The sequence below is a fragment of the Deinococcus rubellus genome (assembly GCF_025244745.1).
GTDB lineage: Bacteria > Deinococcota > Deinococci > Deinococcales > Deinococcaceae > Deinococcus > Deinococcus rubellus.
Window position 1 is genome coordinate 856,464 of the sequence record NZ_CP104213.1, and the last position, 24,928, is coordinate 881,391.

The 24,928-nt window shown below is 63.6% G+C and carries 15 protein-coding genes and 4 tRNA genes; 7 read left to right on the forward strand and 12 right to left on the reverse strand.

Annotated features, from left to right (window positions below):
• Positions 1–30 precede the first annotated feature (30 nt).
• The 3 genes from N0D28_RS04585 (at position 31) to N0D28_RS04595 (ending at position 3,232) form a co-directional block, all read left to right on the forward strand.
• A complete protein-coding gene (locus N0D28_RS04585; RefSeq protein ID WP_260561835.1) occupies positions 31–1,368 on the forward strand; it encodes a sensor histidine kinase in 1,338 nt (445 codons plus the stop codon).
• A gap of 273 nt (positions 1,369–1,641) precedes the next feature.
• The gene (locus tag N0D28_RS04590) at positions 1,642–2,913 is read left to right on the forward strand and encodes a DUF4388 domain-containing protein (protein ID WP_260561201.1); all 1,272 of its coding nucleotides are present in this window, start codon (positions 1,642–1,644) and stop codon (positions 2,911–2,913) included.
• 52 nt (positions 2,914–2,965) lie between these two features.
• The gene (locus tag N0D28_RS04595; protein WP_260561202.1) at positions 2,966–3,232 is read left to right on the forward strand and encodes a hypothetical protein; all 267 of its coding nucleotides are present in this window, start codon (positions 2,966–2,968) and stop codon (positions 3,230–3,232) included.
• A gap of 73 nt (positions 3,233–3,305) precedes the next feature.
• Here N0D28_RS04595 and N0D28_RS04600 read toward each other — a convergent pair whose 3' ends face one another.
• Together N0D28_RS04600 and N0D28_RS04605 are read right to left on the reverse strand one after the other, a co-directional pair.
• On the reverse strand, positions 3,306–3,641 hold the full coding sequence (locus N0D28_RS04600; protein WP_260561203.1) for an FKBP-type peptidyl-prolyl cis-trans isomerase: 336 nt from the start codon (positions 3,639–3,641) through the stop codon (positions 3,306–3,308).
• Positions 3,642–3,703: 62 nt separating this feature from the next.
• Positions 3,704–5,155 carry an MBL fold metallo-hydrolase gene (locus N0D28_RS04605; RefSeq protein WP_260561204.1) on the reverse strand — a complete coding sequence of 484 codons (1,452 nt, stop codon included), beginning with the start codon at positions 5,153–5,155 and terminating at the stop codon, positions 3,704–3,706.
• A 147-nt stretch (positions 5,156–5,302) separates the two neighbouring features.
• On the opposite strand from N0D28_RS04605, the gene N0D28_RS04610 reads away from it, so the two are divergent.
• On the forward strand, positions 5,303–5,782 hold the full coding sequence (locus tag N0D28_RS04610) for a hypothetical protein (RefSeq protein ID WP_260561205.1): 480 nt from the start codon (positions 5,303–5,305) through the stop codon (positions 5,780–5,782).
• A 30-nt stretch (positions 5,783–5,812) separates the two neighbouring features.
• On the opposite strand, the gene N0D28_RS04615 is transcribed toward N0D28_RS04610, so the two are convergent.
• Together N0D28_RS04615 and N0D28_RS04620 are read right to left on the reverse strand one after the other, a co-directional pair.
• Positions 5,813–7,450 (reverse strand): long-chain-fatty-acid--CoA ligase, encoded by a 1,638-nt coding sequence (locus N0D28_RS04615; protein WP_260561206.1) that lies wholly within the window; start codon positions 7,448–7,450, stop codon positions 5,813–5,815.
• A complete protein-coding gene (locus tag N0D28_RS04620) occupies positions 7,447–7,908 on the reverse strand; it encodes a hypothetical protein (RefSeq protein ID WP_260561207.1) in 462 nt (153 codons plus the stop codon). The genes N0D28_RS04615 and N0D28_RS04620 overlap by 4 nt, the downstream gene beginning before the upstream one ends.
• 281 nt (positions 7,909–8,189) lie before the next feature.
• Between N0D28_RS04620 and N0D28_RS04625 the strand changes: the two genes are divergently transcribed.
• Positions 8,190–9,335: an acyl-CoA dehydrogenase family protein gene (locus N0D28_RS04625; protein ID WP_260561208.1), complete on the forward strand. Its 1,146-nt coding sequence runs from the start codon at positions 8,190–8,192 to the stop codon at positions 9,333–9,335.
• Positions 9,336–9,413: 78 nt separating this feature from the next.
• Here the strand turns inward: N0D28_RS04625 and rpoC are convergent, their stop codons facing one another.
• From rpoC to N0D28_RS04665, 8 genes are all read right to left on the reverse strand, one after another.
• A complete protein-coding gene (gene rpoC / locus N0D28_RS04630; protein ID WP_260561209.1) occupies positions 9,414–14,042 on the reverse strand; it encodes a DNA-directed RNA polymerase subunit beta' in 4,629 nt (1,542 codons plus the stop codon).
• A 190-nt stretch (positions 14,043–14,232) separates the two neighbouring features.
• The gene (gene rpoB, locus N0D28_RS04635; RefSeq protein WP_260561210.1) at positions 14,233–17,682 is read right to left on the reverse strand and encodes a DNA-directed RNA polymerase subunit beta; all 3,450 of its coding nucleotides are present in this window, start codon (positions 17,680–17,682) and stop codon (positions 14,233–14,235) included.
• Between the two features lie 263 nt (positions 17,683–17,945).
• Positions 17,946–18,503 (reverse strand): pyridoxamine 5'-phosphate oxidase family protein, encoded by a 558-nt coding sequence (locus N0D28_RS04640; RefSeq protein ID WP_260561211.1) that lies wholly within the window; start codon positions 18,501–18,503, stop codon positions 17,946–17,948.
• A gap of 447 nt (positions 18,504–18,950) precedes the next feature.
• Positions 18,951–20,168 carry an elongation factor Tu gene (gene tuf / locus N0D28_RS04645; protein ID WP_260561212.1) on the reverse strand — a complete coding sequence of 406 codons (1,218 nt, stop codon included), beginning with the start codon at positions 20,166–20,168 and terminating at the stop codon, positions 18,951–18,953.
• 116 nt (positions 20,169–20,284) lie between these two features.
• Positions 20,285–20,359: transfer RNA gene (locus N0D28_RS04650), tRNA-Thr, on the reverse strand.
• Positions 20,360–20,364: 5 nt separating this feature from the next.
• Positions 20,365–20,437, reverse strand: a tRNA-Gly gene (locus tag N0D28_RS04655).
• A 3-nt stretch (positions 20,438–20,440) separates the two neighbouring features.
• A tRNA-Tyr gene (locus N0D28_RS04660) sits at positions 20,441–20,526 on the reverse strand.
• Positions 20,527–20,617: 91 nt separating this feature from the next.
• Positions 20,618–20,694 (reverse strand) — tRNA-Thr (locus N0D28_RS04665).
• A 345-nt stretch (positions 20,695–21,039) separates the two neighbouring features.
• Here N0D28_RS04665 and N0D28_RS04670 point away from each other — a divergent pair.
• Positions 21,040–22,986, forward strand: a complete 1,947-nt coding sequence (locus tag N0D28_RS04670; RefSeq protein ID WP_260561213.1) for an ABC transporter ATP-binding protein — start codon at positions 21,040–21,042, stop codon at positions 22,984–22,986.
• The gene (locus tag N0D28_RS04675) at positions 22,983–24,869 is read left to right on the forward strand and encodes an ABC transporter ATP-binding protein (protein ID WP_260561214.1); all 1,887 of its coding nucleotides are present in this window, start codon (positions 22,983–22,985) and stop codon (positions 24,867–24,869) included. Before N0D28_RS04670 ends, N0D28_RS04675 begins: the two co-directional genes overlap by 4 nt.
• Positions 24,870–24,928: the final 59 nt, after the last annotated feature.

The following is a 24,928-nucleotide window of genomic DNA, read 5'->3' on the forward strand; positions in this document are numbered from 1 at the left end:
CGCGTGACCGACTCGGCCCGCCTGCGTTTCATGCAGACCCTGCGCTTCCGGCTGGCGCTGCTGTATACCCTGCTGGCCCTGGTGGTGGTGGGGCTGGTCAGCACCCTGATCACGGCCAAGCTGCTCAGCGACCTCGACACCCAGTTTCAGGTCCGCCTTGACGAGCGGGCCGACAGCCTTGCCGGGGCCTTCGGCAGCGGCAGCCGTGGCCTGGGCAAGCCGTTTACCCCCAGCGGCGGCTACACCATGATCGTGGACGGCAGCGGCATCGTCACGTACGCCAATGCGGGCGTCAAAGTCTACGAGAATTCGCCGTTTCCCTTCGCGGGTCGCAGCGAGGTGCCGATTCAGGACCTGCCGGTGCGGACCGCCACCCGCAAGCTGAGCGGCTACGGCGACGGCAAGAGCTTTATCTGGGTAGGTTTGCCGGAAGACGCGCTGCTTCAGGCCCGCCAGAGTGCCTGGCGGCTGCTGTGGACCGCGCTGATCCTGACCCCAGCTTTGATGCTGCTGTTCGGTTGGCTGCTGGGCCGCAGCGCCCTGAGCGGTCTCAAACAGGCCGCTTCCCTGGCCGACCGGATCGACCCGGCCCAGCCGGTCACGGCGCTGCCGCTGCCCCGTCAGCAAGACGAGGTCTACCGCCTGCTGACCGCCATCAACCGCCTGCTCTCACGCATCGACACCCAGCAGGCCCGCGAGAAGCAGCTTCTCGGGCAGATCGTGCACGAACTCGGCGCGCCGCTCACGGTGCTGCGGGCCTCGCTGACCCAGGCCAGCCAGCGCACCGGCGACAGTGACGTTATCCGCGCCGCGCTGGTGGCCGACGAACTGACCTTCACCACCCAGGACCTGATGCAGCTCGCGCGCGGCCAGCTCGAAATGAAGCTGGCCTGGCATTTCATTCCGGCGCTCACCTTGCAGGGCCGTCTGGACCGTCTGGTCTCGGGCACCACCTTCGGCGGCGACTGGAGCGGCATGGTGCTGTGTGACCCCGACCGGCTGACCCAGGCGCTGCGCAACCTGCTTGCCAACGCCCGGCGGGCGGCAGGGCCGAGCGGCTGGGTGGAGACCAACCTCAGCGAGACGCCCGAGCAGGTGCGCTTCACTGTGCGCGACTCCGGCCCCGGCCTGCCCGGCAACCTTGGCGAGCGCATCTTCGAGCCGTTCGTCAGCGGCTCGGGCAGCAGCGGACTGGGCTTGAGTGTCTCGCGTCAGATCGCCGAGGCGCACGGCGGAACGCTTACCGGCGGCAACCATCCCAGCGGCGGCGCTGAATTTTGCCTGACCCTGCCCGGCCCCGAACTCGGCGACGACGAGGTGGAGAGCGATTCAGGCGTCATCCTGTCGCCTGAGCCTGCCACCATCTGAATCCCCGCCTGAAGCTGTGTGGAGCAGGGGCAGGTCAGTCCTGATACCGGGAGGAAGGGGCCTCGCAGCTCTTTCCGGGACTCCCTTAAGCTTCGTTGGGATGTGATCAGGGTGTAAGGGATGTTCTTTATACTCGGTCATATAAATGGTCTGGTTTCCCCCCGGCTTTTTGGCCGCACTTGGCCCTCACGCCGTTCCCACTGCCTCTTACCCCGCTCTGCTGTCCAGTTTGTCCTGCCTGCCCGCGCCACTCTGAAAGGAGGTGCAGTCTGAATGTTGACCCGCGTTGAAACCAAGAAATTCCTGCTGCTGCTCTCCCGGCAGGCCGTGCAACTCGAACAGGACTTGCGGCGGCACAGCCGGGAGGCAGCCAAGTGGCGCATCGAAACCACCTTCAGCGTGGCGGCGGTGATCAGCGCTTACGAGAGTTTTCCACCGGACCTGATTGTGCTCGATCCTGCTGCCATCGAGGGCGAGCTGATCACGCTGCTGGAGCACGCCAAGCGCAACTGGCCACGCACCTTCTTCTCGCTGCTCTCCGACCAGCCGGAATCGGCTTTTCAGGCGGTGTCCGAGCGCTTCGGCAGCCTGCCGATGATCGCGCCGGGCGGTTCGCCGGAAGTCAGCCGGGAAATCGAGAAGGAAATGGTCGGTCTGGTCAACGGCAAGTTGCAGGGACTGATGCTCTCGAGCTTTTTGCAGATGATGGAGTGGGAGGCCAAAAGCGTCTCGATTCATGTCTCGTCGGCAGACCGCTGGGGCCGTATTCATCTGTATCAGGGCAAATTCGCCAGCGCCTATGTGCATCCGCTCAGGCTGCCCGACAAGGAGGCTGCCGTCGAGATCCTGACCTGGGACAATATCTCGATCGCCGTCGAGCGCTCCTATCACAACCACAAGAACGCGCCCCTGCTGCCGCTCTCGTCACTGATCATGAACGCGATGGTGAGAAAGGACGAGGCGTCGCTGAGCGCTCCTCTGTCCGGCGAGCTGGAAACCGGGGCCCACGAAGACCTCGCAGACCAGTTTCTCTTCAGCGAGGACGCCTTCGATCTGCCGCCCATGATTGGGGGAAACGACGCGCTGACGGTGGCCGAAGAAATCGACGACGACGAGATGGAGTTGTACATTATCCAGAACTCGGTCTCGGTGCCGAGCAGGGAAATCGAGAAGAAGCTGCTGAGTAAGCCCAACAGCCGCGACATCTTGGTGGGCGATATCCTATCGATTGACGGCGCGGTGGCTGCCGCGCTGGTCGATTACAGCAGCGGCATGGCGCTCGATATGGTCGGGTCCGGCATTGATCTGGAACTGGCCGGAGCGGGCACCACCGAGGTCGTGCGGGCTCAGCGGCGCTCGATGGAACTGCTCGGCATCAAGGGCCAGATCGAGGACATGATGATGACGCTGGAGCAGCAGTACCATCTGCTCTATGTTTTGCCCGGCACCACGCTGTTTTTGTACGTGGTGCTGCGCAAAGAGCAGGCCAACCTGGCGATGGCCCGCTACAAACTCAAGGCGGCGGCGGCCCAACTCCAGCTCTGACCTTTAGGCTGGCCACACCCGCGCCGGGGCCAGCGCGTGCTGCAATGCTCAGATGACCGGACATACCAGTGACGAGCAACTCGACGCCGAGATCAGGCCGCGCGCCACCGACTCGGAGAGCGCCACCAAAACGCCCAATCAGAACCGGGGGGTGATTCAGGATTCGCCGGGCAACCCCGGCACCGGATTCGAGAATGATGCAGGCGGTGAGGGCAACCTGACCGACGCCGAGATGCCCGAAGGCTGGACCCCACCCACGGACCCGGAGATCCCGCGCGATTACCCCAGGTCGCCGGAAAAATCTGAATCTGAAGTGTAGAACCTCCTGTGAGCAGACCAAGAAAACGCCGGACCCGTATGGGCATCCGGCGTTTCTGGTTGACCTCTTCGGCTTAGCGGGCGTCCACCAGTTCCACGTCGAAAATCAGGGTGGCGTTCGGCGGAATCACGCCGCCTGCGCCGCGTGCGCCGTAGCCCATGCTGGATGGAATGGTCAGCTTGGCCTTGTCACCGATGTTGAGCTGCGAGATGCCCTCGTCCCAGCCCTGAATGACCTGGCCTGTGCCGAGCTGAAACTCGATCGGCTCGCCCCGGTCACGGCTGCTGTCGAACTTGGTGCCGTTTTCCAGCGTGCCGGTGTAGTGCACCTTGACCATCTGGCCCTTCTTGGCAGGTGCGCCTTGGCCCTCGTGGTACTTGTCGACTTTGAGTTCTGTGGGTTGAGTCATGCCCGGCAGTGTAACGGACGGCGACCTGGCAGAGATGACAACATTTTTAAGCCTGGGTTGTTTTACTCGGCCTGGCCCACGACCATTCGCGCCTCCTCCAACTCACCCGGCGGTCTGCCGCCCGGAAAATGTGTCTGAATCAGGTCAACCGCGTCGCGCCGGGGTACCCGGTCAGCGAGACGGCCCCGCTCGGTCAGAATCGGCAGGAAGTCGTTCATCACGCTGACCTCGCCGTGTGTGAGCCAGATATGCGCCTGCCCTGTCGAGTCGAGCCAGCTCAGCAGATCGTCCTGGTCGGCGTGGGCCGAGAAGCCGCCGATGGTGTGGACCTGCGCTCGCACTGCCACGTCCTCGCCCAGTACCTGCACGACCCCGGCCCCGGCCACGATCTGTCCGCCGAGGCTGCTGGGCGACTGGTAACTGACGATCACCAGGCTGGTCGAGGGCTTCCAGAGCTGGTGCTTGAGGTGGTGCTGGATGCGCCCGCCCGACAGCATCCCGTTGCCCGCGATGATGATGGCCGCGCCGTCGTAGCGGTTGATACGCTGCGACTCGCTGCTGCTGGTCACGACGTGCAGGCCACTGGGCCTGAACGGATCGTCGCCGCTTCTGAAGGCCCCGCGCACTGGCCCGATCAACTCGTCACCGAACTCGAAATACTCGTGGGTGGCCCGCGCCGCCATCGGCGAATCGAGAAAGATCGGCACGCGCGGCACCTCGCCCGCGTCCATCAGATTCTTGAGGTAATACAGGATGGCCTGCGCCCGCTCGATGGCAAAACTCGGAATCAGAATCTTGCCGCCGAGGCGCACGCTCTGGTTGAGGACGTCCCGGAATTCGTCGAGGGTCTGGGCCAGTGGGCGGTGGGTGCGGTTGGCGTAGGTGGTCTCGACGAGCACCGCGTCGGCTTCCGGCGGCGGCGTGAAATCCTGCTGGAGGCCGCTCTCGCGGTTGCCCAGGTCGCCCGAACAGAGAAGGCGGCCTTCCGGGCTGTCCAGAATCAGGAACGCGCTGCCCAGAATATGCCCGGCTCGCTCGGCCCGTACCCGAAGTCGCCCCACCGTCAGGGTCTGCCCGAAGGCCAGTGTGGGCCGCATCAGCGCCACCGTGCGGTGAACGTCGTCCTCGTCGTATAAGGGCTGCGGCACCTCGCCTTCGCGGTTCATGCGCCTGGCACGGCGAACTTCTTGCTTGTAGCTCTCGACCTGCAAGCGGGCGCTGTCGAGCAGCACCGTCTCGGCCAGGTTGAGGGTCGGCGGGGTGCAGTAGATCGGCCCCACGTAACCCCGGCGCACCAGCAGCGGTAGCCGTCCGACGTGGTCGAGGTGGGCGTGGGTCAGCAGCACTGCCGAGAGGTCACCGGGATCAAAGGGAAACGCCTCGCGGTTGCGGGCCTCCAGCGCGGCGTCTCCCTGAAACAGCCCGCAGTCCACCATCACCAGTTGGCCGCCCAGCGTGAGCAGATGACAGCTCCCGGAAACGGTGCCTGCCGCGCCCAGACTTTGCAAGTTCATGCGCGAGTTTAACCGCTTTGCCGCCCGCCTGCCCGCCGCTGAACTCCAGCGGTGGGGAAGAGGAAGCGACATGAGAGATGCCTAAACGTTGGCTCTGCAAAGCCTGGGCTTTACCGCCGCCGGGCCAGGCCTCAAGGTAAAGTCAAGATGAAACACTCTTTTGGACGCCTGTACGCCCTGCTGGGCCTGATGCTGCTGCCCGCCGCCCTTGCCGACCAGACTGCCGCCAACCTCAAGCCCTTCACCTCAGTGTGTGTCAATGCTGACTTCACCGAGGGCGGCAAGAGTAACGACGACGTGACCGGCATCATCGTGGACGCCATGTTCGGCAAGCTGGACGCGGCGGGCATCAAGGTGAACGACGCCCCATGTCAGCCTAAAGGCAGCCTCGCCAGCAAGCAGGTCAATCTCTTCTTCAGCTTCGACACGACCGATTCGGGCGACGTGTATTCGGTGGATCTGTCGGGCTGGCTCAAGAAGGACGGCCCCTTCGACACAGTGGATCTGTGGACGGTGGGGCGCTACGGCAGCTTCAAGAAAGGCACCGGGCAGGCCAAGGCCCTGGCGGTGCTCGACTCGGTGTTGGGCGACTTTGTCGGCGACTGGAAAAGCAGCCACGGTAAGTAGCACGGCACTCTTCCAGTCTGACGCCTGGAGCTACGCGCCGGGTTGACGGGCGGCGAGTTCGGCGCGGGCGGCTTCCTGCAAGGGACGCCAGGCGACCTTGCCGGTGGGGCCGCGCGGCAGCGAGTCGAGAAACTGGTAATCGCGCGGCACCTTGTAGGCCGCCATCTGGGTTCTGGCCCAGCTCTCGATCTCCTGGGGTGTGGTCTGCGCTCCGGCCCGCAGCACCACCAGCGCGCGGGCACGCTCGCCGCTGCGCTCGTCCGGCAGGGCGATGACACAGGCTTCCTGAATGGCTGGGTGGCCGTGCAGCACGTTCTCCACCTCGGCGGGCCAGACTTTCAGGCCCGACACGTTGACCATTCTTTTCAGGCGGTCGGTGAAGAAGAAGAAGCCCTCCTCGTCCTGGTAGCCCAGATCGCCGCTGTGAAAGAAACGCTGGCCGCTGATGTCGCTGAACGCCTTGCCATTGTCCTCGGGCCGGTTCCAGTAGCCCTGCATGACCTGCGGGCCGCTGATCACGATTTCGCCGATCTCGCCGCTGGGCAGCTCCGCGCCACTGTCGAGGTCCACGACGCGGGCGTCCACATTGAAGAGAGGAATGCCCAGGCACTGGAACTTGGGGTGCGATTTGGGCGTGCTGTGGCTCTGGGCCATCGTCTCGGTCAGGCCGTAACCTTCCAGAAAGGTGATGCCGGTCTGGTCTTCCAGGCGCTGCCCCACCGCTGCGGGCAGCGACGCGCCGCCGCCAGTCATGCTGCGGATGCTGGTCAGGTTGGCCGCGTCGAACTGTGGGTTGGCCAGCAGGTCAATGACCATGGTGGCGGTGTTGGTCCAGATGGTAACGCCCTCGCGCTTGATGAGCTGCTGGGCCAGTTCCCGGTCCCAGCGGGCCATGATGACGATCTTGCCGCCGCCCGAGAGCGGGGCCACCAGGCTGTTGATAAAGCCGGTGACGTGGAAAAATGGCAACGTGGCCAGGTACACGTCTTCGATATTGGTGGCGACCCACACGCCCGCCCCGGTGATGTTGGCCTGCGCGCTGCGGTGCGGGTGCATGCAGCCCTTGGGCCGCCCGGTGGTGCCACTGGTGTAGGGCATGACGCACAGGTCCTCGGGGTCCACCGTCACCAGTTCGGCAGGCTCAGCCTTGAGGGCGTCTTCGAAGGTGGCGTCCCCAGCCCTCAGCGTCACGGCCACGTCCAGTCCGGCGGGAAACTCGGCATTGCCCTGCATGCCTTTTCCCAGGTTGGCGACCACCGCGTGACCCAGCCCGGCTTCCTGTGCCCGGTCGTAGAGTTCTGCGCCCAGCACACCCGTCTTGATCTCGGCGTCCTGAAGGAAGAAGGCCAGTTCGCGGGCCTGCAGCATCGGCGAGAGCGGCACCACCACTGCCCCCAGGACCCAGACGGCGTGCGCGGCCACCGCCCACTGCGGCGAGTTCTGCATCCACAGCAGCACCCGGTCACCCTTGCCGACGCCCTGCGCTCTCAGGTGTGAGGCCAGGCGGCGTGAGCGGTCATAGAGCTGGCCGTAACTGGTGAGCTGACCGTAGAACGACAGCGCGGTCTTGTCAGGATACTTGAGGGCGCTGAACTGCAAATTCTGGGCCAGTGAGGTCTGCGGCAAAGTCAAGCTGCGGGGCATTTTGGCGGGCCAGTAAGGGGTCATGAAACCTCCGGGAGAGCGGAAAGGAGCAGCAGGCCCAGCAGTTCGCGGGCCGAGCGCAGGGGGGGTGGCAGGTGGTCCGCTGTGTCCAGGGTCGGCAGCAGTGGGGCCAGGCGGCGGGCGTCGCGGCTGAGGGTGCTTTCGGTAAAGCCGGTGATGCGTGAGAGCAGTTTCTGGGTGGGCCTGGAGTGGCGCAACACCAGTTGCACCGCCAGACGCTCGGCGAAGGGGTGCTCGAACTTGCGTCCCGCGCCCAGCGAGCGTCTGCGGGGCCGCTGTCCCAGCCGGGCGGCCTCGCTGAGCCGGTAGAGTGGCACGCTGCGGCGCACCAGCGCTCCGAATTCGGCAGGATTCAGCCCGGTCAGCGCCTGAAACTGCTCCGGCGCGGCGTGCGGGCGGCGCAGCACCGCCGGGATCATGGCCGGGTGGCGCAGGGTGGGCAGTAAAGACAACGCAGGCAAGGCAGCGACCAACTCCTTTGGAAGACGTGACACAACTTGCTCGGAAACGAAGCTGCCAGGAAAAGACAGTGTTGGCACCAACGCGGCGAAAGGATTTGGGCTGAGTCTAAACGCCTGACTCCCCCGAGGTCAAATGTGAAAAATGCGCGCTGGCCGGTCAAGAAACGCTGAGCTGAGCGCCTTACTGTGCAATCCGCTGCGCCGGGGGAGCCGAGGTGATACAACTCGGCTGAGACACTCTTCAATGCATGCCCATTAATTCTTCGCCCCGGAGGTTTGTGATGGACTTTACCCTGCCTGCCGATCTGCGCGAGATGCAGACGCACATTCGCAATTTCGCCCTGAACGATGTCGAGTCTCGCGCCCACGAGATCGAGGCCACCAACCAGGTGCCGCCCGAACTGATCCGGCAGGCCGCTGATCTGGGCCTGTTCGGGCTTTCCATTCCCGAGGAGTACGGCGGGGTGGGCCTGGGCATGCTGGGCCGCTGCGCCGTCTACGAGGCGCTAGGCCAGGGACACATGGGCTTTGGCGGCATGGTCTCGGCGCACGCCAGTATCGGCACCTCGGGGCTGGTCAAGCTGGGCACGCCCGAGCAAAAGCAGAAGTACCTGCCGCGTATGGCGACGGGCGAGTGCATCGCGGGCTTTGCCATCACCGAGCCGAGCAGCGGCTCCGACGCGGCCAACATTCGCACCAAAGCCGAATTGCGGGGCGATACCTACATCCTCAACGGCACCAAGCACTACATCTCCAACGCGCCCATCGCCGGTCTGCTGACGGTCATCGCCATCACCGATCCCGCCAAGGGCAGCAAGGGCATGAGCGCCTTTCTGGTCGAGCCGACGATGCCGGGCGTCAGTGTGGGCAAAATCGACGAGAAGATGGGCCAGAAGGGAGCCCTGTCGGCGGAAGTGATTTTCGACAATGCCGAGGTACCCGCTGCCAACCTGCTGGGGCCGCTCGATTTGGGCTACCGCGAAGCGCTGGGTATCCTGACCAATGGCCGGGTCGGCATCGCCGCCCGCAGCACCGGGGCGATGCAGCGCCTGCTCGACCTCAGCGTGGCCCACGCGCAGGGACGCGAGCAGTTCGGCGCACCGATCAGCACTTTTCAGGCGGTGCAATTCATGCTGGCCGAGATGGAAGTGGATATTCAGACCTCAAGGGTGCTGTGGCAGAAAGTCGCCTGGATGGTGGACCAGGGCCAGGATGTGCGCCGCATGGCCAGCGTCGCCAAGTACCACGCCACCGAGGCGCTTTCAAAGGTGGCCGACAAGGCGGTGCAGATCGCGGGCGGCGTCGGCTACATGAAGGACGCCCCGTTCGAGCGCTTCTACCGCGATCAGCGCCTGCTCAGAATCTACGAGGGCACTTCGGAGATTCAGAAACTGATTATCGCCGGGGACCTGCTGCGGGAGAAGTAAGCGGCGTCAGACAATCCAGATCAATAAAAAGCCCCCGCCCTGTGAATGGGCGGGGGCTTTGGCTTGGGGTTTACCGGCTCAGTCGCTGGCTCCCGGCTGCACCGGATAGTTGAACGACTCGGGGCGCGGAGACGACACCGGCTCCACGTCCTCGCCGTACTTCTCCAGCGTGCGGGGGTCGGCCACCTGCATGTTGCGGACGATGTCCAGACCCGTGCCCGCCGGAATCAGCTTGCCGAGAATGACATTTTCCTTGAGGCCGATCAGCTCGTCTACCTGGCCCTTCATGCTGGCCTCGGTCAGCACGTGGGTGGTGTGCTGGAAGCTGGCCGCCGACAGCCAGGACTTGGTGGTCAGGCTGCTCTTGGTGATGCCCAGCAGAACGGGCTTCCAGGAGCTTTGAACCTTGTCTTCGGCGAGGGCCGCGTTGGCCAGATCGACTTCCCAGCGCTCGACGGTCTGGCCTTCGAGCAGGGTGGTGTCGCCGCCGTCCACAATCTCGACGTAGCGCAGCATCTGGCGAACGATGACTTCGATGTGCTTGTCGTGAACCTTCACGCCCTGCGAGCGGTAGACGCGCTGCACTTCTTCCACCAGGTAGCGCTGGGCGGCGTCGGTGTCCTTGTACATCAGCAGGTCGTGGGGGTTGATCGCGCCGCGCGTGATCGGCTGCCCGGCTTCCACCCGGTCGCCGTCCTTGACGATCATGCGCAGCGCCTTGCCGATCTTGGTGGCGGTCTTGGAGCTGTACTGCTCGTCGTCGGCGTCGATGCGAATCAGGTAGCGCTCATCTTCCTCTTCGATGCGGATGATGCCGTCACGGTCAGCGACCACCGCCTGCGACTTGGGCTTGCGGCCCTCGAACAGCTCGATCACGCGCGGCAGACCCATGGTGATGTCCCCGCTGCCCGCCACGCCGCCGGTGTGGAAGGTGCGCATGGTGAGCTGGGTACCGGGTTCACCGATACTTTCCGCCGCGACCACGCCCACCGCCTCGCCCATACTGACCGGCTTGGCCTGCGAGAGATCGTAGCCGTAGCACTTCTGGCACACGCCCGCCTTGACCTTGCAGTTGAGCGGCGTGCGGACGTAGACCTCATTCACGGCCTTGGCATTCTTGGTGATCAGCTTGACGTCTTCCAGGCTGAGCATGTGGCCTTCGGGAATGACCGTGCCGTCCACGTCCACGTCCGCCGTCAGGGTGCGGCCGTAGATGCTGGTCTCGATCTCGCTGGCCTTACGGGCACGCCACTCGCCGCTGCGCTCATCCACATGGCCCAGCGGAATGTGGGTGTAATCGGTGCTTCCGCAGTCCACGTCGCGCACCACGACTTCGTGGGCCACGTCAACCAGCTTGCGGGTCAGGTAGCCGGAGTCGGCGGTTCTGAGTGCTGTGTCCGCGCCGCCCTTACGCGCGCCGTGGGTGCTGATGAAGTACTCCAGCACGGTCAGGCCCTCGCGGAAGCTGGCCTTGATCGGCACCTCGATGGTGCTGCCGTCGGGGCGGGCCATCAACCCGCGCATTCCGGCCAGCTGGCGAATCTGCTGCGGGTTGCCACGGGCACCCGACTGCGACATGATCCACAGCGGGTTGAACGGGTAGTTGGCCTCGAAGTTTTTGAAGACCTCGTTCTTGACCTCGTCGGTGGTGTCGTTCCAGAGCGTCACGACCTGCTTGTAGCGCTCTTCCTCGGTCATGAAGCCGAACTCGTAGTTCTGCTCGATTTCCCTCAGCTTGAGATCGGCGTCGGCCAGGATGGCGTCCTTGGCAGGCGGAATCACGATGTCGTCGATGCCGATGGTGATGCCCGAGGTGGTGGAGAGCTTGAAGCCGCTGTCCTTGAGGGCGTCGAGCAGTTTGGCGGTGGCTTCCACCCCAAGCTCCTTGAAGCAGGTCATGATCATGTCGCGCAGCGAGTCTTTCTCGTAGGCGGTCTGGAGGTTGACCAGCTGATCGATCAGGTGGCCCTGCGTTCCGAGCGCTTCCTGTACGATCCGGCGGAACATCACGCGCCCGGCGGAGGTGTCGTACAGGACGCCATTGAGCTGAATCCGCACGTGGTCCTGATAATCGATGCCGCCGCGCTCAACGGCCAGAATCGCTTCGTCGGGGCTGGAGAACTGGTACTTGATCAGGCCGGGTGTGATGGGTGCGCCGTTGAGGGTCACGTGGCTGTTGAGGGCCACCTTGCCGCTTTCCAGTGCGTCCAGCACGTCCTGCTCGCCGGTAAAGGCCGTGCCCATGCCGAGGTTGTCCTTGCGGAGCTGGGTCAGGGTGAAGATGCCGAGAATGATGTCGCGGCTGGGCTTGACGTTCGGCTCACCGTTGGCGGGTGAGAGCAGGTTGTGCGACGAGAGCATCTGAATGCGGGCCTCAGCTTGAGCCTGGGCCGACAGCGGGACGTGAATCGCCATCTGGTCGCCGTCGAAGTCGGCGTTGAACGCCTCACAGACCAGCGGGTGAAGCTGAATGGACTGGCCTTCCACCAAAATCGGCTCAAACGCCTGAATGCCCAATCTGTGGAGTGTCGGGGCGCGGTTGAGCAGCACGACCTTATCCTCAATCACTTCTTCCAGGGCGTCCCAGACGCTATCGCGGGTGTCGCGGTAGCGCTCCAGCATCTTGCGGGCCTGCTTGATGTTGGTGACCTCACCCTTCTCTTCTAGCACCTTGAACAAGAAGGGCTTGAAGAGTTCGAGCGCCATGCGCTTGGGCACACCGCACTGGTGCAGCTTGAGCTGCGGGCCGACCACGATGACCGAGCGGCCCGAGTAGTCCACGCGCTTGCCCAGCAGGTTCTGGCGAAAACGGCCCTGTTTGCCGCCGAGCAGGTCGGTCAGCGAACGCAAAGCACGATCCGAGCCGGGGTTGGTCACGGGGCTGCCGCGCCGTCCGTTGTCGATCAAGGCGTCCACGGCTTCCTGAAGCATCCGCTTTTCGTTGCGGATGATCATGTCGGGAGCGCCCTGGCCCATCAGCTTCTTGAGGCGGTTGTTGCGGTTGATCAGGCGGCGGTAGAGATCGTTGAGGTCGGAGGTGGCGAAGCGTCCGCCGTCCACCTGCACCATCGGGCGCAGATCGGGCGGCATCACCGGCACAGTGGCCATGATCATCCAGGAGGGATGGTTGCCGCTGGAAATAAAGCTGCGGGTCACTTCCAGACGTTTGCGGGCCTTGGCACGCTTGTGGCGGCTGTTGTCCTTCATCATCTCGCCGAGTTCGGCTTCCAGCGTGGGCAAGTCGAGGTCGTCGAGCAGTTCCTTGACCGCTTCCGCGCCCATCTTGGCGTCGAAATCGTAGGACTCGATCACGCGGACCTGCTTGCGCACCAGGTCAATTTCGATGCGCCCGGAAATCTCGCTCTTGAGGTTGCCGGAGTCGGCCAGTTCGTCGCCGGGTTCCACGCGGTCCAGGTTGACCACCAGCGGCTCGTCGGTGTAGGTGTACACCTTGGCCTTGCTGACGATGATGCTGGCCGGGGCGTGCAGGGTGATCACGCCGTCGGCCTGGGCGATGATCTCCTCTTCCTTGTCAATCGCGCCGACGACTTTCTGTCCCTTCTTGACCGGGCTGCCGTCGCCGACCAGCACGTGCATGGTGGGGTTGACCGGGTACTCGGCGGTGCGGGTCCAGTGGACCGTGACCTTGGCGTCGCCCTTCTTGGGCAGCGACACGGCGCTGAGCTTGCTGTCGCGGCTGACGCGCAGCCGTGCACCTGCCTCGGCGCGGGCCAGCACGGCTCCGGCCTCGACGATCTCGCCGTGGGCCACCAGCACGTCCATGCCCTGCGGGATGTAAACGCGCGACAGCACCGCGCCGGGCTTGATGGTTTCGGCTTCCGCCTCGCCACCTTCGTCGTCGCTGCTGGCGTCTGCGTCTGCACTCTCGCGCAGTTCCACCATCACCGAGTCCTCGCCCAGATCGAGCAGGAAGGCGGTGGCGCTGATCGGGGCCTTGATCTCCACGGCGGCTTCCAGTTCTCCCAGAATCTCACCGGCCCGGAAGGTCTCCTGCTCGACCAGCATGTCGCTGGAAACCGGCAGGGCCGCTTCGGCCACTTCCGAGTAGGCGATCTCGGCGCGGCGCGGGAAGCGGTACTGGGCCAGGCCATCCATCTTGGCGACCACGTTGCCGCCCAGCGTCTGACCGCGCGTTACGTACTCGCCGTCACGGATGGCCGCGTCGATGCCGCCCTGGAGGGTGTAGGTTTCCTGACGGCCATTGCGAAGCTCGCGGTACTCGTCGTCACTCAGCAGTTCGCCGCGCTTGAGGGGGCGGCCATCTTTCTGGGCGTTGCGGGCATCGGTGACCAGATAGCTGGAGAAGTACAGCACTTTTTCGAGTTGCGCTGCCGTCAGATCAAGCAATGTGCCGATCTTGCTGGGGCTGTCCTTGACGTACCAGATGTGCGCGGCAGGCGTCGCCAGGTCAATGTGACCCATCCGGTAGCGCCGCACCTTGCTGCTGGTGACTTCCACCCCACAGCGCTCGCAGACCTTGCCCTCGTAACGCTGGCGCTTGTACTTGCCGCAGGCGCACTCGTAGTCCTTGATCGGCCCGAAGATACGCTCGTCGAACAGCCCCTCGCGCTCGGGCTTGAGGGTGCGGTAGTTGATGGTTTCGGGTTTTTCGACCTCGCCGAAGCTCCACTCGCGAATCTTCGCGGGGCTGGCGATGGCAATCTTGACTTTGCTGAAATCTTTCAAAGCAGTGGCTCCTATATGAAAGGGGCTTGGTTGGACTGGGGGACATTCGCTGGCGCTCACTTAGCCCTCCTGGCCTCCACACTTCCGCGTGTCGTTTCCCTCAAGGGAGAGGGGCTCAAAGATCAGAAGCTTTTTGCTTTTGACTTTCTCCCTCTTTAGGGGAGATGGGGTGGTGAGCACCGCGAACGGCTTACCTCTTGGGCAACATGCCCTCGAAAATGTCCACGTTCTTGTCAAATCTGTCGAGCACTTCCACGTCCAGACCGAGCGAGTGGAGTTCCTTGACCAGTACCTTGAACGATTCGGGAATGGTGCTGCCCGACACTTCTTCGCCCTTGACAATGCTCTGGTAGGCCGCGTCGCGTCCGTCGATGTCGTCGGACTTGATGGTCAGCATTTCCTGGAGGGTGTGGGCCGCGCCGTAGGCTTCCAACGCCCAGACTTCCATCTCGCCGAAGCGCTGGCCGCCGAACTGCGCCTTGCCGCCCAGCGGCTGCTGGGTGATCAGCGAGTAGGGGCCGGTGCTGCGGGCGTGCAGCTTGTCTTCCACCATGTGGTAGAGCTTCATCACGTACATGGTGCCGACCACGACGGGGCCGCTGATCGCCTCACCACTGCGCCCGTCGAACAGAATGCTCTTGCCGGTGCGTGCGAGCTGCATCTGGGCTTTTTCGTACTCGCCAGCGGGCTGAGCGATCACGCCCAGCTTCCCGGCGCGGTCCAGCACTTCCTGCTCTCGCTTGTCGAAGTCGAAGCCGTCGTCTTTGCGGGCCTGCAATCTCTCGGCGGCAGCGACTTCCAGCATTTCCTTGATGGCGATCTCGGTGGCCGAGTCGAACACCGGAGTCACGAACTTCTGGTTGGTCAGGCGGGCCACCTCGCCGAGGTGGGTTTCCAGAATCTGGCCCAGGTTCATGCGCGAGGGCACGCCCAGCGGGTTGAATACCAGATCGACGGGGGTGCCGTCTTCCAGGTAGGGCATGTCCTCGGGCGGCAGAATCTTACTGACGACGCCCTTGTTGCCGTGGCGGTTGGCGACCTTATCGCCCACCTGGAGCTGGCGCTTCTGGGCCACGTAGACGCGCACCACTTCGCGCACGCCGGGCTTGAGGTCCACGCCCTCGTCGCCGCGCCGGAAACGCACGGTCTTGACGACCACGCCGCCCTGGCCCGACTGCACCCGCAGCGAGGTGTCTTTCACTTCCCTCGCTTTCTCACCGAAGATCGAGCGCAGGAGCCGCTCTTCCGGAGTGGGTTCCGACTCGCCCTTGAAGCTGGTCTTGCCGACCAGAATATCGCCGGGTTTGACTTCCGCACCGACGCGCACGATGCCGTCCTCGTCGAGATCGCGCAGGGCGGCTTCCGACAGACCAGGAATGTCGCGGGTGATCTTCTCCGGCCCCAGCTTGGTGTCGCGGGCCTCAACCTCGTCCTTCTCAATGTGGACTGAGGTATAGAAATCCTTGCGGATCAGCCCTTCGCTGATGCAGATGGCGTCTTCGAAGTTGAAGCCGTCAAAGGGCATGATGGCGATGGTGATGTTCTGGCCCAGTGCCAGGCGGCCCATCTCGGAAGCGGGGCCGTCGGCGATGACCTGTCCGGCCACCACGTCGTCGCCGGTGGCGATGGTGGGATGCTGGTCGAGGTTGGTGCCCTGGTTGGAGCGGGTAAAGCGGACCAGCTCGAAGGTGCGGACGTTGCCGGTCACGTAACCGATGGCCGGGGCGTCCTCGCTGAGCGTGATCTGAATGTTGCGGGCGTCCACGTAGGTCACCTTGCCGGTCACGTCGCTCACGACGCTGGTGCCGGAATCGGTGATGACGCGCTCCTCGACGCCGGTGCCCACGGCGGGACTCTCGGCGCGGATCAGCGGCACGGCCTGCGATTGCATGTTCGATCCCATCAAAGCGCGGTTGGCGTCGTCGTGCTCCAGAAAGGGAATCAGCGAGGTGTTGATGCTGACGATCTGCTTGGGAGACACGTCCATGTACTGCACGTCGGCGTGCTCGTAGAAGTTCGGGTCACCCTTCTTGCGGCACAGCACCCGCTCCTCGGCGAAGGTACCATCACTGTTGAGCTTGGTATTGGCCTGGGCAATCGCATAACGGTCCTCGATGTCGGCGGTCATGTAGCGCACGTCGTCGGTGACGCGGCCCTTCTCAACCCGGCGATACGGTGCCTCAATGAAGCCCAGCGGATTGACCTTGGCGTAGCTCGCCAAGCTGGAAATCAGGCCGATGTTCGCGCCTTCCGGCGTCTCGATCGGGCAGATGCGCCCGTAGTGGGTGCGGTGAACGTCGCGCACGTCGAAGCCCGCGCGCTCGCGGGTCAGCCCGCCCGGCCCCAGCGCGGAGATACGGCGCTTGTGGCGCAAATCCGATAGGGGGTTGGTCTGGTCCTTGAACTGGCTGAGCTGGCTGCGTCCGAAGAACTCGCGCATGGCCGCCACGATGGGGCGGTTGTTGACCAGCTTGGTGGGGGTGGCCGCGTCGGGGTTGCCAAGCAGCATCCGCTCGCGCACGCCGCGTGCCATGCGGCCCAGGCCCACCCGGAGCTGATCGGCCAGCAGTTCGCCCACGGTGCGGACGCGGCGGTTGCCGAGGTGGTCAATGTCGTCGGGGCCGACTGGCACGGTAATGGCCACGCCGTCAGCGTCCGCGCCCACGGTGGTTTCGGTCAGGCCGTTGGTCAGCGCCATCAGGTAGCGGATGGTGTCGATCAGGCCCGCGTCGGTGAACTTGCCGTCCACAAAGTTGAGCAGCGTGCTGTCTTCGCGCTTGATGCCCAGCTTGGTGTTCATCTTGAAGCGGCCCGGCGCACCGAGGTCGTAGCGTTTGGGGTCGGCCAGCAGGCCGTAGAGATACTGGGTGGCTTTGTCGCGCTTGGGTGGGTCGCCGGGACGCAGCACAGTGAACAGGCGCAGTAGGGCCTCGTCCGCGCCCATGCCAGCGGTCTTGTCTTCGGGCAGTTCCAGGTTCGGCTCGAACTCGGTAAACAGCGACTTCAGGCTGGCGTCGTCGTAGCCGAGGACGCGCAGCAGCATGGCCACTGGGAATTTACGCTTGTTGACCTTCATTTCCAGAATGCCGCCCGCAAATTCCAGCTCGATCCAGGGACCACGCTTGGGCATCGGGATGATGGCCGCCGTGTAGTATTTTTTCAGGCCCTTGTAATTGGTCGTGAAGTACACGCCGGGGCTGCGGTGAATCTGCGAGATGACCACGCGGTCCGCACCGTTGATGACGAATGAGCCGTCGCCGGTCATCAGCGGCAGGTCGCCCAGGAACACCTGATCTTCCTTGATCAGGCCGCTGTCTTTGTGAATGAGTTGCAGCTTGGCGTAGAGCGGGGCCTGATAAGTCAAATCTTTTTCGCGGCATTCTTCCGGCGTGTACACCGGGTCGCCCAGGCGGTATTCCAGGTAATCGAGCACCAGGCCGGTGCTGCGGCCCTTCTCGGTCTCGTCAATCGGGAAGACTTCCCGGAACGCGCCCTGCAAGCCTGCATTGGCCCGCTGATTGATGGGGGTGCCGTCTTGCAAAAAAGTTTTGAACGAATTAACCTGCACTTCCGTCAGAGCAGGCAACTTGATAACTTCCTGAATCTCGCCGAACCGTTCGATACGTGGTTGTGGTTTCATGCCGACCTCATGTCTTGAATGCTGCGCTGCGGGCTTAGGTCCTCAAGCGCAGTGGCGTCCCGTGTGGTCTGCTTTGCAAAGCCCTGACACGACACGGGGGAGACGGGACAAAGCCCCTCTCCGGTTCATCAAACGTCTCAATTGTGGAGTACGGGCTGACGCAAACGACTCCTCAGACCAGCCCATCATGGCCAGCGACCTCAAAGTCTACGCTATGTTTGCGCAGTTGTCAAGTGTTGCCAAACTGTTTGGGTTGCCCACCCTCAGTCGACGCTGAGCGTTTCCGGAAGACCGGTGGGAAAGCCGTCGATGCTCAGCGCATTCTTCTCAAGCTGATAGGCGTGCAGGGCGTCGGGTGATTTGGCTGCCGTCCAGGTGTTCAGCTCACTCCGCTCGGCTTGGAAGTCCATCAGCGGTACGGCCATGCCGCAGGAGGTCTGCACCAGATCAATGTCGAGCAAATACACCTGCCGCGCGCCAGGCAGCGCCGGGAATAGGGCCGCCGCATGTGCCCACCCGGCGTCGCCCGGCTGCACCATGCGGGCCTGGCCGTAGAGACGCAGGATCAGCGGCGCGCCCGTGAAGGCGCAGAACATCAACGTCATGCGCGGCGACTGGTGCAGATGGGCCGCCGTCTCATTGCCGCTGCCGGTGACACTCAGCCAGGCCACCTCATTCGGCCCCAGCACGCGCAGGCTGTCCAGGCCCTTGGGCGAGATATTGACCCGGCCATCCGGGGCCGCCGTGCCGACGAAGAAGACCAACTGCTGCTCGATGAAGGCTTGCAACTGCGGACTGATCGCACTCAGACGTTTGGCCATGCGCCCAGTTTAGAGCGGCCCTCAGCGCCAGCGGTTACCAGGAGCCGAAGGTCGGGCCAGCTGGGATGCAGCAAATCGTGGGCCTACCGGTATGCCATCAGGTCGGCGGCACTGAGGGCTTCAGTTGGTCTTGGGTCAGGCGCTGATCTTTGAGGTGGACGCCTGACCTTCGACCAGAACGCGCTCAATTGATCGGTTCAGGACAGGCTTGTTGCAGCACCTCTGCCAGACACTCGGTCGAATGGAGCAATCGGCAGCCAGGGCTGGATGGGAGCATTCATCGGCAAGGTCAGGTGATTGACGCCGAGCCGTTGCAAACGTTCAGGGCCGACCCGTTCTCTAACTGAGGTCATCCACGGGAAGCACAACAGCACGGGAAAAATCCACGAAAAGGCAGGCGAAACCAGAGGCCTGCCTGCCAATCATGGCAAATGCTCCAGTTTTGTCTTACTCCACGATCTTGGTGACGACGCCCGCGCCGACGGTGCGGCCACCTTCGCGGATGGCGAATCTGAGGCCCTCTTCCATGGCAATCGGCTTGATCAGGTCCACGGTAAAGGTCACGTTATCGCCGGGCATCACCATTTCCACGCCCTCGGACAGTTCCACCACGCCCGTCACGTCCGTCGTGCGGAAGTAGAACTGCGGACGGTAGCCGCCGAAGAACGCCGAGTGACGCCCGCCCTCGTCCTTGCTCAGCACGTACACGCTGGCCTCGAACTTGGTGTGCGGCTTGATCGACCCGGGCTTGGCCAGCACCTGACCGCGCTCCACGTCGTCGCGGGCGACGCCGCGCAGCAGCACGCCCACGTTGTCGCCGGCCATACCGGAGTCGAGCAACTTGCGGTGCATCTCGATGCCGGTGACGGTGGTCTTGCGCAGATCGCGCAGGCCGATGATCTCGACGTCGTCCTGGACCTTGACGATGCCGCGCTCGACGCGCCCGGTGGCGACCGTGCCACGTCCGGTGATGGTGAAGACGTCCTCGACCGGCATCAGGAAGGCCTTGTCGGTGTCACGCTCAGGGGTGGGGATGTAGGAATCGACGGCGTCGAGGAGCTCCCAGACGTTGTCGACCCACTTGTCGGTGCCGCGCGCCATTTTGGGGGTGGCGGTCAGGGCTTCGAGGGCGCGCAGGGCGCTGCCCTTGACGACCGGCACGTCATCACCAGGGAAATCATAGCGGCCCAGCAACTCGCGAACTTCCATCTCGACGAGCTCGAGGAGCTCCTCATCGTCGACCATGTCGACCTTGTTCATGAAGACGACGATGTGGGGCACGCCGACCTGCTTGGCGAGCAGGATGTGCTCGCGGGTCTGGGGCATGGGGCCGTCAGCGCTCGACACGACCAGAATCGCGCCGTCCATCTGGGCGGCACCGGTGATCATGTTCTTGACGTAGTCGGCGTGGCCAGGGCAGTCGACGTGGGAGTAGTGACGCGCGGCAGTGGAGTACTCGACGTGGGCGGTGTTGATGGTGATGCCGCGCGCCTTTTCCTCGGGGGCCTTGTCGATCTGGTCGTAACGCATGGTCTCGATGCTGGCGTCAATCGAGGCGGCGGTGTAGGTGATGGCCGCCGTCAAAGTGGTCTTGCCGTGATCGACGTGACCGATGGTGCCGATGTTGACGTGGGGCTTGGTGCGCTCGAACGTTCCTTTTGCCATTGCCGTTTCCTCCGTGCTTTCCGCTGGCCGCTCTTTAGGCCAGGCGTTTTGGTTCATGTGAATGCGGCCCGCAGCTAAGCTCTTTCGAGTGAAGTGGCGGGCCTTATCATTCATGTTGGAGCTCTTGGTCAGGATTGAACTGACGACCTCTCCCTTACCAAGGGAGTGCTCTACCACTGAGCTACAAGAGCACATAAGCGGGAAACGAGACTCGAACTCGCGACATTCAGCTTGGGAAGCTGACGCTCTACCAGCTGAGCTACTCCCGCAGATGGTGGGCAGGGGTGGGTTCGAACCACCGTACACTTACGTGAACAGATTTACAGTCTGTCGCCTTTAACCACTCGGCCACCTGCCCAAACATGTTCCCCAGATGCGTTCTTGGCTTGGTCACCGCGTCGCCTCTCGGCGCGGGGCGACCTCACTTCCTGCTTCTTGCGAATCAGGCTTGGAGCCACCCAGGAGAATCGAACTCCTAACCTTCCGATTACAAATCGGGTGCTCTACCAGATTGAGCTAGGGTGGCACCTCTTTTGCTCACCTTCAGTCAAGAGGTCTGCTGAGCGCGGTTGCTCGTCCAAACGGCAGGTGCCGCCCGTCTCACTTCCGGTTGGAGATACTAGCACCGCCCATAAAGGAGTGTCAAGCTGCGCGGGCGGGGAATTTGGGGGGGTGCCTGGAGAAAGGTGAGGGCGGGGTACGGCCCAAACTCTGAACTCCGGCTCAAGCCAACTGCGCCAAATGGCTTAGTTGGCTGGCGGCCTGCGGGCGTAGACTGAGCCTCTTGCCTGCTCTGGCCCGCTCTGGCGCTACACTTTTTCCATTTTTGGCCAACACTCTCGTCTCCGATTTTCATTTGCTGAGGTCGCTCTTGAATACCCTGTCTACCCTTTGGCCCTACCTGAAATTGCACCAGCGCCAGTTTTTTGTCGGTACCCTGGCGGTGTTTGGCGCGAGCTGGGCTGTGACGTTGCCCGCTTACTTTACCCGCCTGGTCATCGACGGCCTGACGCGGGCCACGGTGTCGGGGGCGTCGCCTGGCCAAGCTGTCTCGGCGGGAGGGATCTCGGCGGGGCAGGTGGCCATCTATGCGCTGCTGGCCGTCATCTCGGTGGTGTTTTCCGGCGGGCTGATGGTGATGGTGCGCCGCCAGATCGTCTACGCCAGCCGCCAGATCGAATATGAGGTGCGGCGCGATCTGTTCGGCCACCTCTCGACCCTCGACAAATATTACTTTGACCGTGCGCGTACCGGTGATTTGATGAACCGCCTGACCGGCGACCTCTCGGCGGTGCGCGAGATGATCGGCTTCGGCAGTTGGCAGGTCGCCAGTGTGATCGCCAGCTTCGTGGTCAGCTTCTTCTGGTTTCTTAGTTTGTCGTGGCAGCTCACCCTGGCGGTGCTGCTGATTTTCCCGGTGATCATCGGGACCCTGTTCGTGCTGGCGCGGCTGATCAGCGCCCGCTACGTGGCAATGCAGGAGCAAAACAGCGTGATCGCCGCCAAGGCCCAGGAAAACTTTTCGGGCGCGCGGGTGGTCAAGGGCTACGCGATTGAAGACCGCGAGATCGGTGAATACAAGACCATGAACGCCGAACTGATTCGCCGCGCCCTGCGCCTGACCACCGTGGAAGGCCCGCTGCAAGCCTCGATGAGCCTGTTGATGGGTCTGGCCTATGTGACGGTGCTGATCTACGGCGGGCGGATGATTCTGGGCCTGGTGCCGAACAGCCCGCTGACGCTGGGGCAGTTTACCCAGTTCGCGCTGGTACTTGACCGGCTGGCCTGGCCCATGCTCAGCATCGGCATGATCACCAATATGCTCCAGCGCGGCTCGGCGTCGTGGGGGCGCTTGCAGGAACTGTTCGTGGCCCAGCCGATGATCAGGGACGATGGGCGCACCGACTCCAGCATCAAGACGGTGAACGGCGAGATCGAGTTCGACAAGGTAAGCCTCAGCTTCGACGGCCAGCAAGTACTCAAAGACGTCTCGCTGAAGATTCCCGCCGGGCAGACCCTGGGCATCACCGGGCCGACCGGCAGCGGCAAGACGGTGCTGGGCAATCTGGTGACCCGGTTGATGGACGCCTCATCCGGCACGGTGCGGGTGGACGGCCACGATGTGCGCCGGATGCCGCTGAAGGTGCTGCGCGAGAACGTGGCAGTGGTGCCGCAGGAGCCGTTTCTGTTTTCCGACACCATCGCGGCCAACGTGGCCTTCGGTCTGGGCAACGCGGGCTACGGGCCGGTGTCCACCCGGATCAGCGTGCTGAAATCGAAAGCGCCGCCGCCCGACGAGCGCCAGCCCGACATGAACCGGGTGCGCGCCGCCGCCCAGATCGCGGGCCTGGACGGGGAGATCGAGCGCTTCCCGCAGGGCTACGACACCATCCTCGGTGAGCGCGGCGTGACCCTGTCGGGTGGACAGCGCCAGCGCACGGCCCTGGCCCGCGCGGTGGCCCGTGAGCCGCGCATCCTGGTGCTCGACGACGCCATGAGCGCGGTGGACACCGAGACCGAGAGCCGCATCCTCAGTGGGCTGCGCCAGGTGCAGGAAGGCCGCACCGTGCTGCTGATCGGCCACCGGGTCAGCACATTGCGCCACGCCGACCACATCATCGTGATGGAGCGCGGCCAGATCATGGAGCAGGGCAGCCACGACGACCTGCTGGCCCTGGGCGGACGCTACACCGAACTGGACCGCCAGCAGCGTCTGGAGGGCGACTTCAGCGGCGAGGACGAGACGCAACTCTCGAAGGCTGCGCCCGCCCGGAGCCCTGATACGAACAGCCCAACCAAAAATAAGGTGAACGCATGACCCAGCCCGACGAAACCTTCCTCAAGGAGTTCGACGCGGGCATCACCCGCCGGATTCTGAAATACCTGCGCCCCTACCGAAAACTGGCGGCCCTGGGCCTGGTCGCCACCCTGCTGTTCTCGGTGGCCGCGCCGCTCTACGGCCTGATTCAGCGTTACGCCATCGACCACGCGCTGGGGCCGAACGTGCTGACGGCGGGCAGCGATCTGGCCACCCGGCAGGCGCTGTTTCAGATCCTGCTCAAGGCGGCCCTGCTGTTCCTGGGGCTGCGGCTGTTCGATTTTTTGCTGCGCTACCTCGCCACCTACGTCATCAGCTTGCTGGGCCAGAAGGTGCTCTACGACATCCGCAGCGATATCTTCACCAAGTTGCAGCGCTTGCCGCTGGCTTTCTTCGACGCCAACCCGGTGGGCCGCCTGATTACCCGCGTCACCTCGGACGTGGACGCCATCAACCAGTTCATCACGGCAGGGCTGGTCAGCTTGATCACCAGTACCTTTCTGATCATCGCCTACGTGGTCATCATGCTCAGCGTGTCGTGGCCGCTGGCGATCATCAGCTTTCTGGTGCTGCCGATTCTGTTCTACGCCTCGGCGTTTTTCCGCACCAAGATCCGCTACGCTTTCCGCGACACCCGCATCCAGCAGGCCATCGTCAACACCAAGCTCAACGAGAACATCACCGGAATGCTGACGGTGCAGCTGTTTGGCCGCGAAAACCACAACGCCCAGGACTTCGACCGCTCCAACCGGCGGCTGCTGGGGGCCACCATCAACTCGGTGAGCTGGTTCTCGCTGTTCCAACCGACGGTCAGCGTGCTGGGTGCGGTGGCGAGCGCGCTGGTGCTGTGGTTCGCCGGGCGCAGCATCCTGATCAAGGCGGGCGTGGGCAACCCTGACGCCTTCCTGGCTGCCAGCGGCGTTACCCTGGGCACCCTGGTCGCCTTCAACAGCTTCGTCGGTCAGCTTTTTCAGCCGATTCAGGATCTGGCCGACGTGATGAACAATCTTCAGGCGGCGATGGCGTCCGCCGAGCGCATTTTCGGGGTGCTTGACGAACCCGTGACCATTCAGGACAAACCAGGTGCGAAGACCCTGGAGCACTTCGAGGGCCGCGTCGATCTCAACAAGGTCTGGTTCTCTTACGATCCTGCCGTGACCTCTGATACGCCCGACGATGACCCGCGCTGGACATTGCGCGGCATCGACCTGCATATCCGCCCCGGCGAGAGCGTGGCCCTGGTCGGGGCGACGGGTGCGGGCAAGACCAGCATCACCTCGCTGGTGAGCCGTTTCTACGACGTGCAACGCGGCTCGGTGGATGTGGACGGCGTGGACGTCAAGGATCTGGCCCAGTATGATCTGCGCCGCCACATCGGGGTGGTCTTGCAAGACGTTTTCCTGTTTGCTGGAACGATGGAAACCAACCTGACCCTCGGCAATCCCGACATTCCCCACGAGCGGGTCATTCAGTCGTGCAAGTACGTGGGCGTCCACGAGTTCATCATGGAGCTGCCGGAGGGCTACAACACCGAGGTCCGTGAGCGCGGGGCGACTCTCAGCACTGGCCAGAAGCAGCTATTGGCATTCGCCCGCGCCCTGATTCAGAATCCCGATATTCTGCTGGTGCTCGACGAGGCCACCGCCAGCGTGGACACCGAGACCGAGATGCGCATTCAAGACGCGCTGGCCAAGGTGATGCAGGGCCGTACCAGCGTCATCATCGCCCACCGCCTGAGCACCATCGAGCACTGCGACCGCATCGTGGTGATGCGCCGGGGTCAGGTGGTGGAGGAGGGCAGCCACCGCGAACTGCTCTCGCAAAATGGCTACTACGCCCGGTTGCACCGCCTCCAGTATGCCCAGGGTGACGCAGCGGACTGAACAGAGGAGCCAAAAGCGGGCGAGGACCGGAGATAATCGGTCCTCGCTTGCTTTCTTTT

Bases quoted from the DNA above. Each gene is read 5' to 3' on its own strand.
- N0D28_RS04585 (WP_260561835.1), top strand. From the start codon at position 31: ATGCAGACCCTGCGCTTCCGGCTGGCGCTGCTGTATACCCTGCTGGCC.
- N0D28_RS04590 (WP_260561201.1), top strand. From the start codon at position 1,642: ATGTTGACCCGCGTTGAAACCAAGAAATTCCTGCTGCTGCTCTCCCGG.
- N0D28_RS04595 (WP_260561202.1), top strand. From the start codon at position 2,966: ATGACCGGACATACCAGTGACGAGCAACTCGACGCCGAGATCAGGCCG.
- N0D28_RS04600 (WP_260561203.1), bottom strand. From the start codon at position 3,641: ATGACTCAACCCACAGAACTCAAAGTCGACAAGTACCACGAGGGCCAA.
- N0D28_RS04605 (WP_260561204.1), bottom strand. From the start codon at position 5,155: ATGAACTTGCAAAGTCTGGGCGCGGCAGGCACCGTTTCCGGGAGCTGT.
- N0D28_RS04610 (WP_260561205.1), top strand. From the start codon at position 5,303: ATGAAACACTCTTTTGGACGCCTGTACGCCCTGCTGGGCCTGATGCTG.
- N0D28_RS04615 (WP_260561206.1), bottom strand. From the start codon at position 7,450: ATGACCCCTTACTGGCCCGCCAAAATGCCCCGCAGCTTGACTTTGCCG.
- N0D28_RS04625 (WP_260561208.1), top strand. From the start codon at position 8,190: ATGGACTTTACCCTGCCTGCCGATCTGCGCGAGATGCAGACGCACATT.
- rpoB (WP_260561210.1), bottom strand. From the start codon at position 17,682: ATGAAACCACAACCACGTATCGAACGGTTCGGCGAGATTCAGGAAGTT.
- N0D28_RS04640 (WP_260561211.1), bottom strand. From the start codon at position 18,503: ATGGCCAAACGTCTGAGTGCGATCAGTCCGCAGTTGCAAGCCTTCATC.
- tuf (WP_260561212.1), bottom strand. From the start codon at position 20,168: ATGGCAAAAGGAACGTTCGAGCGCACCAAGCCCCACGTCAACATCGGC.
- N0D28_RS04675 (WP_260561214.1), top strand. From the start codon at position 22,983: ATGACCCAGCCCGACGAAACCTTCCTCAAGGAGTTCGACGCGGGCATC.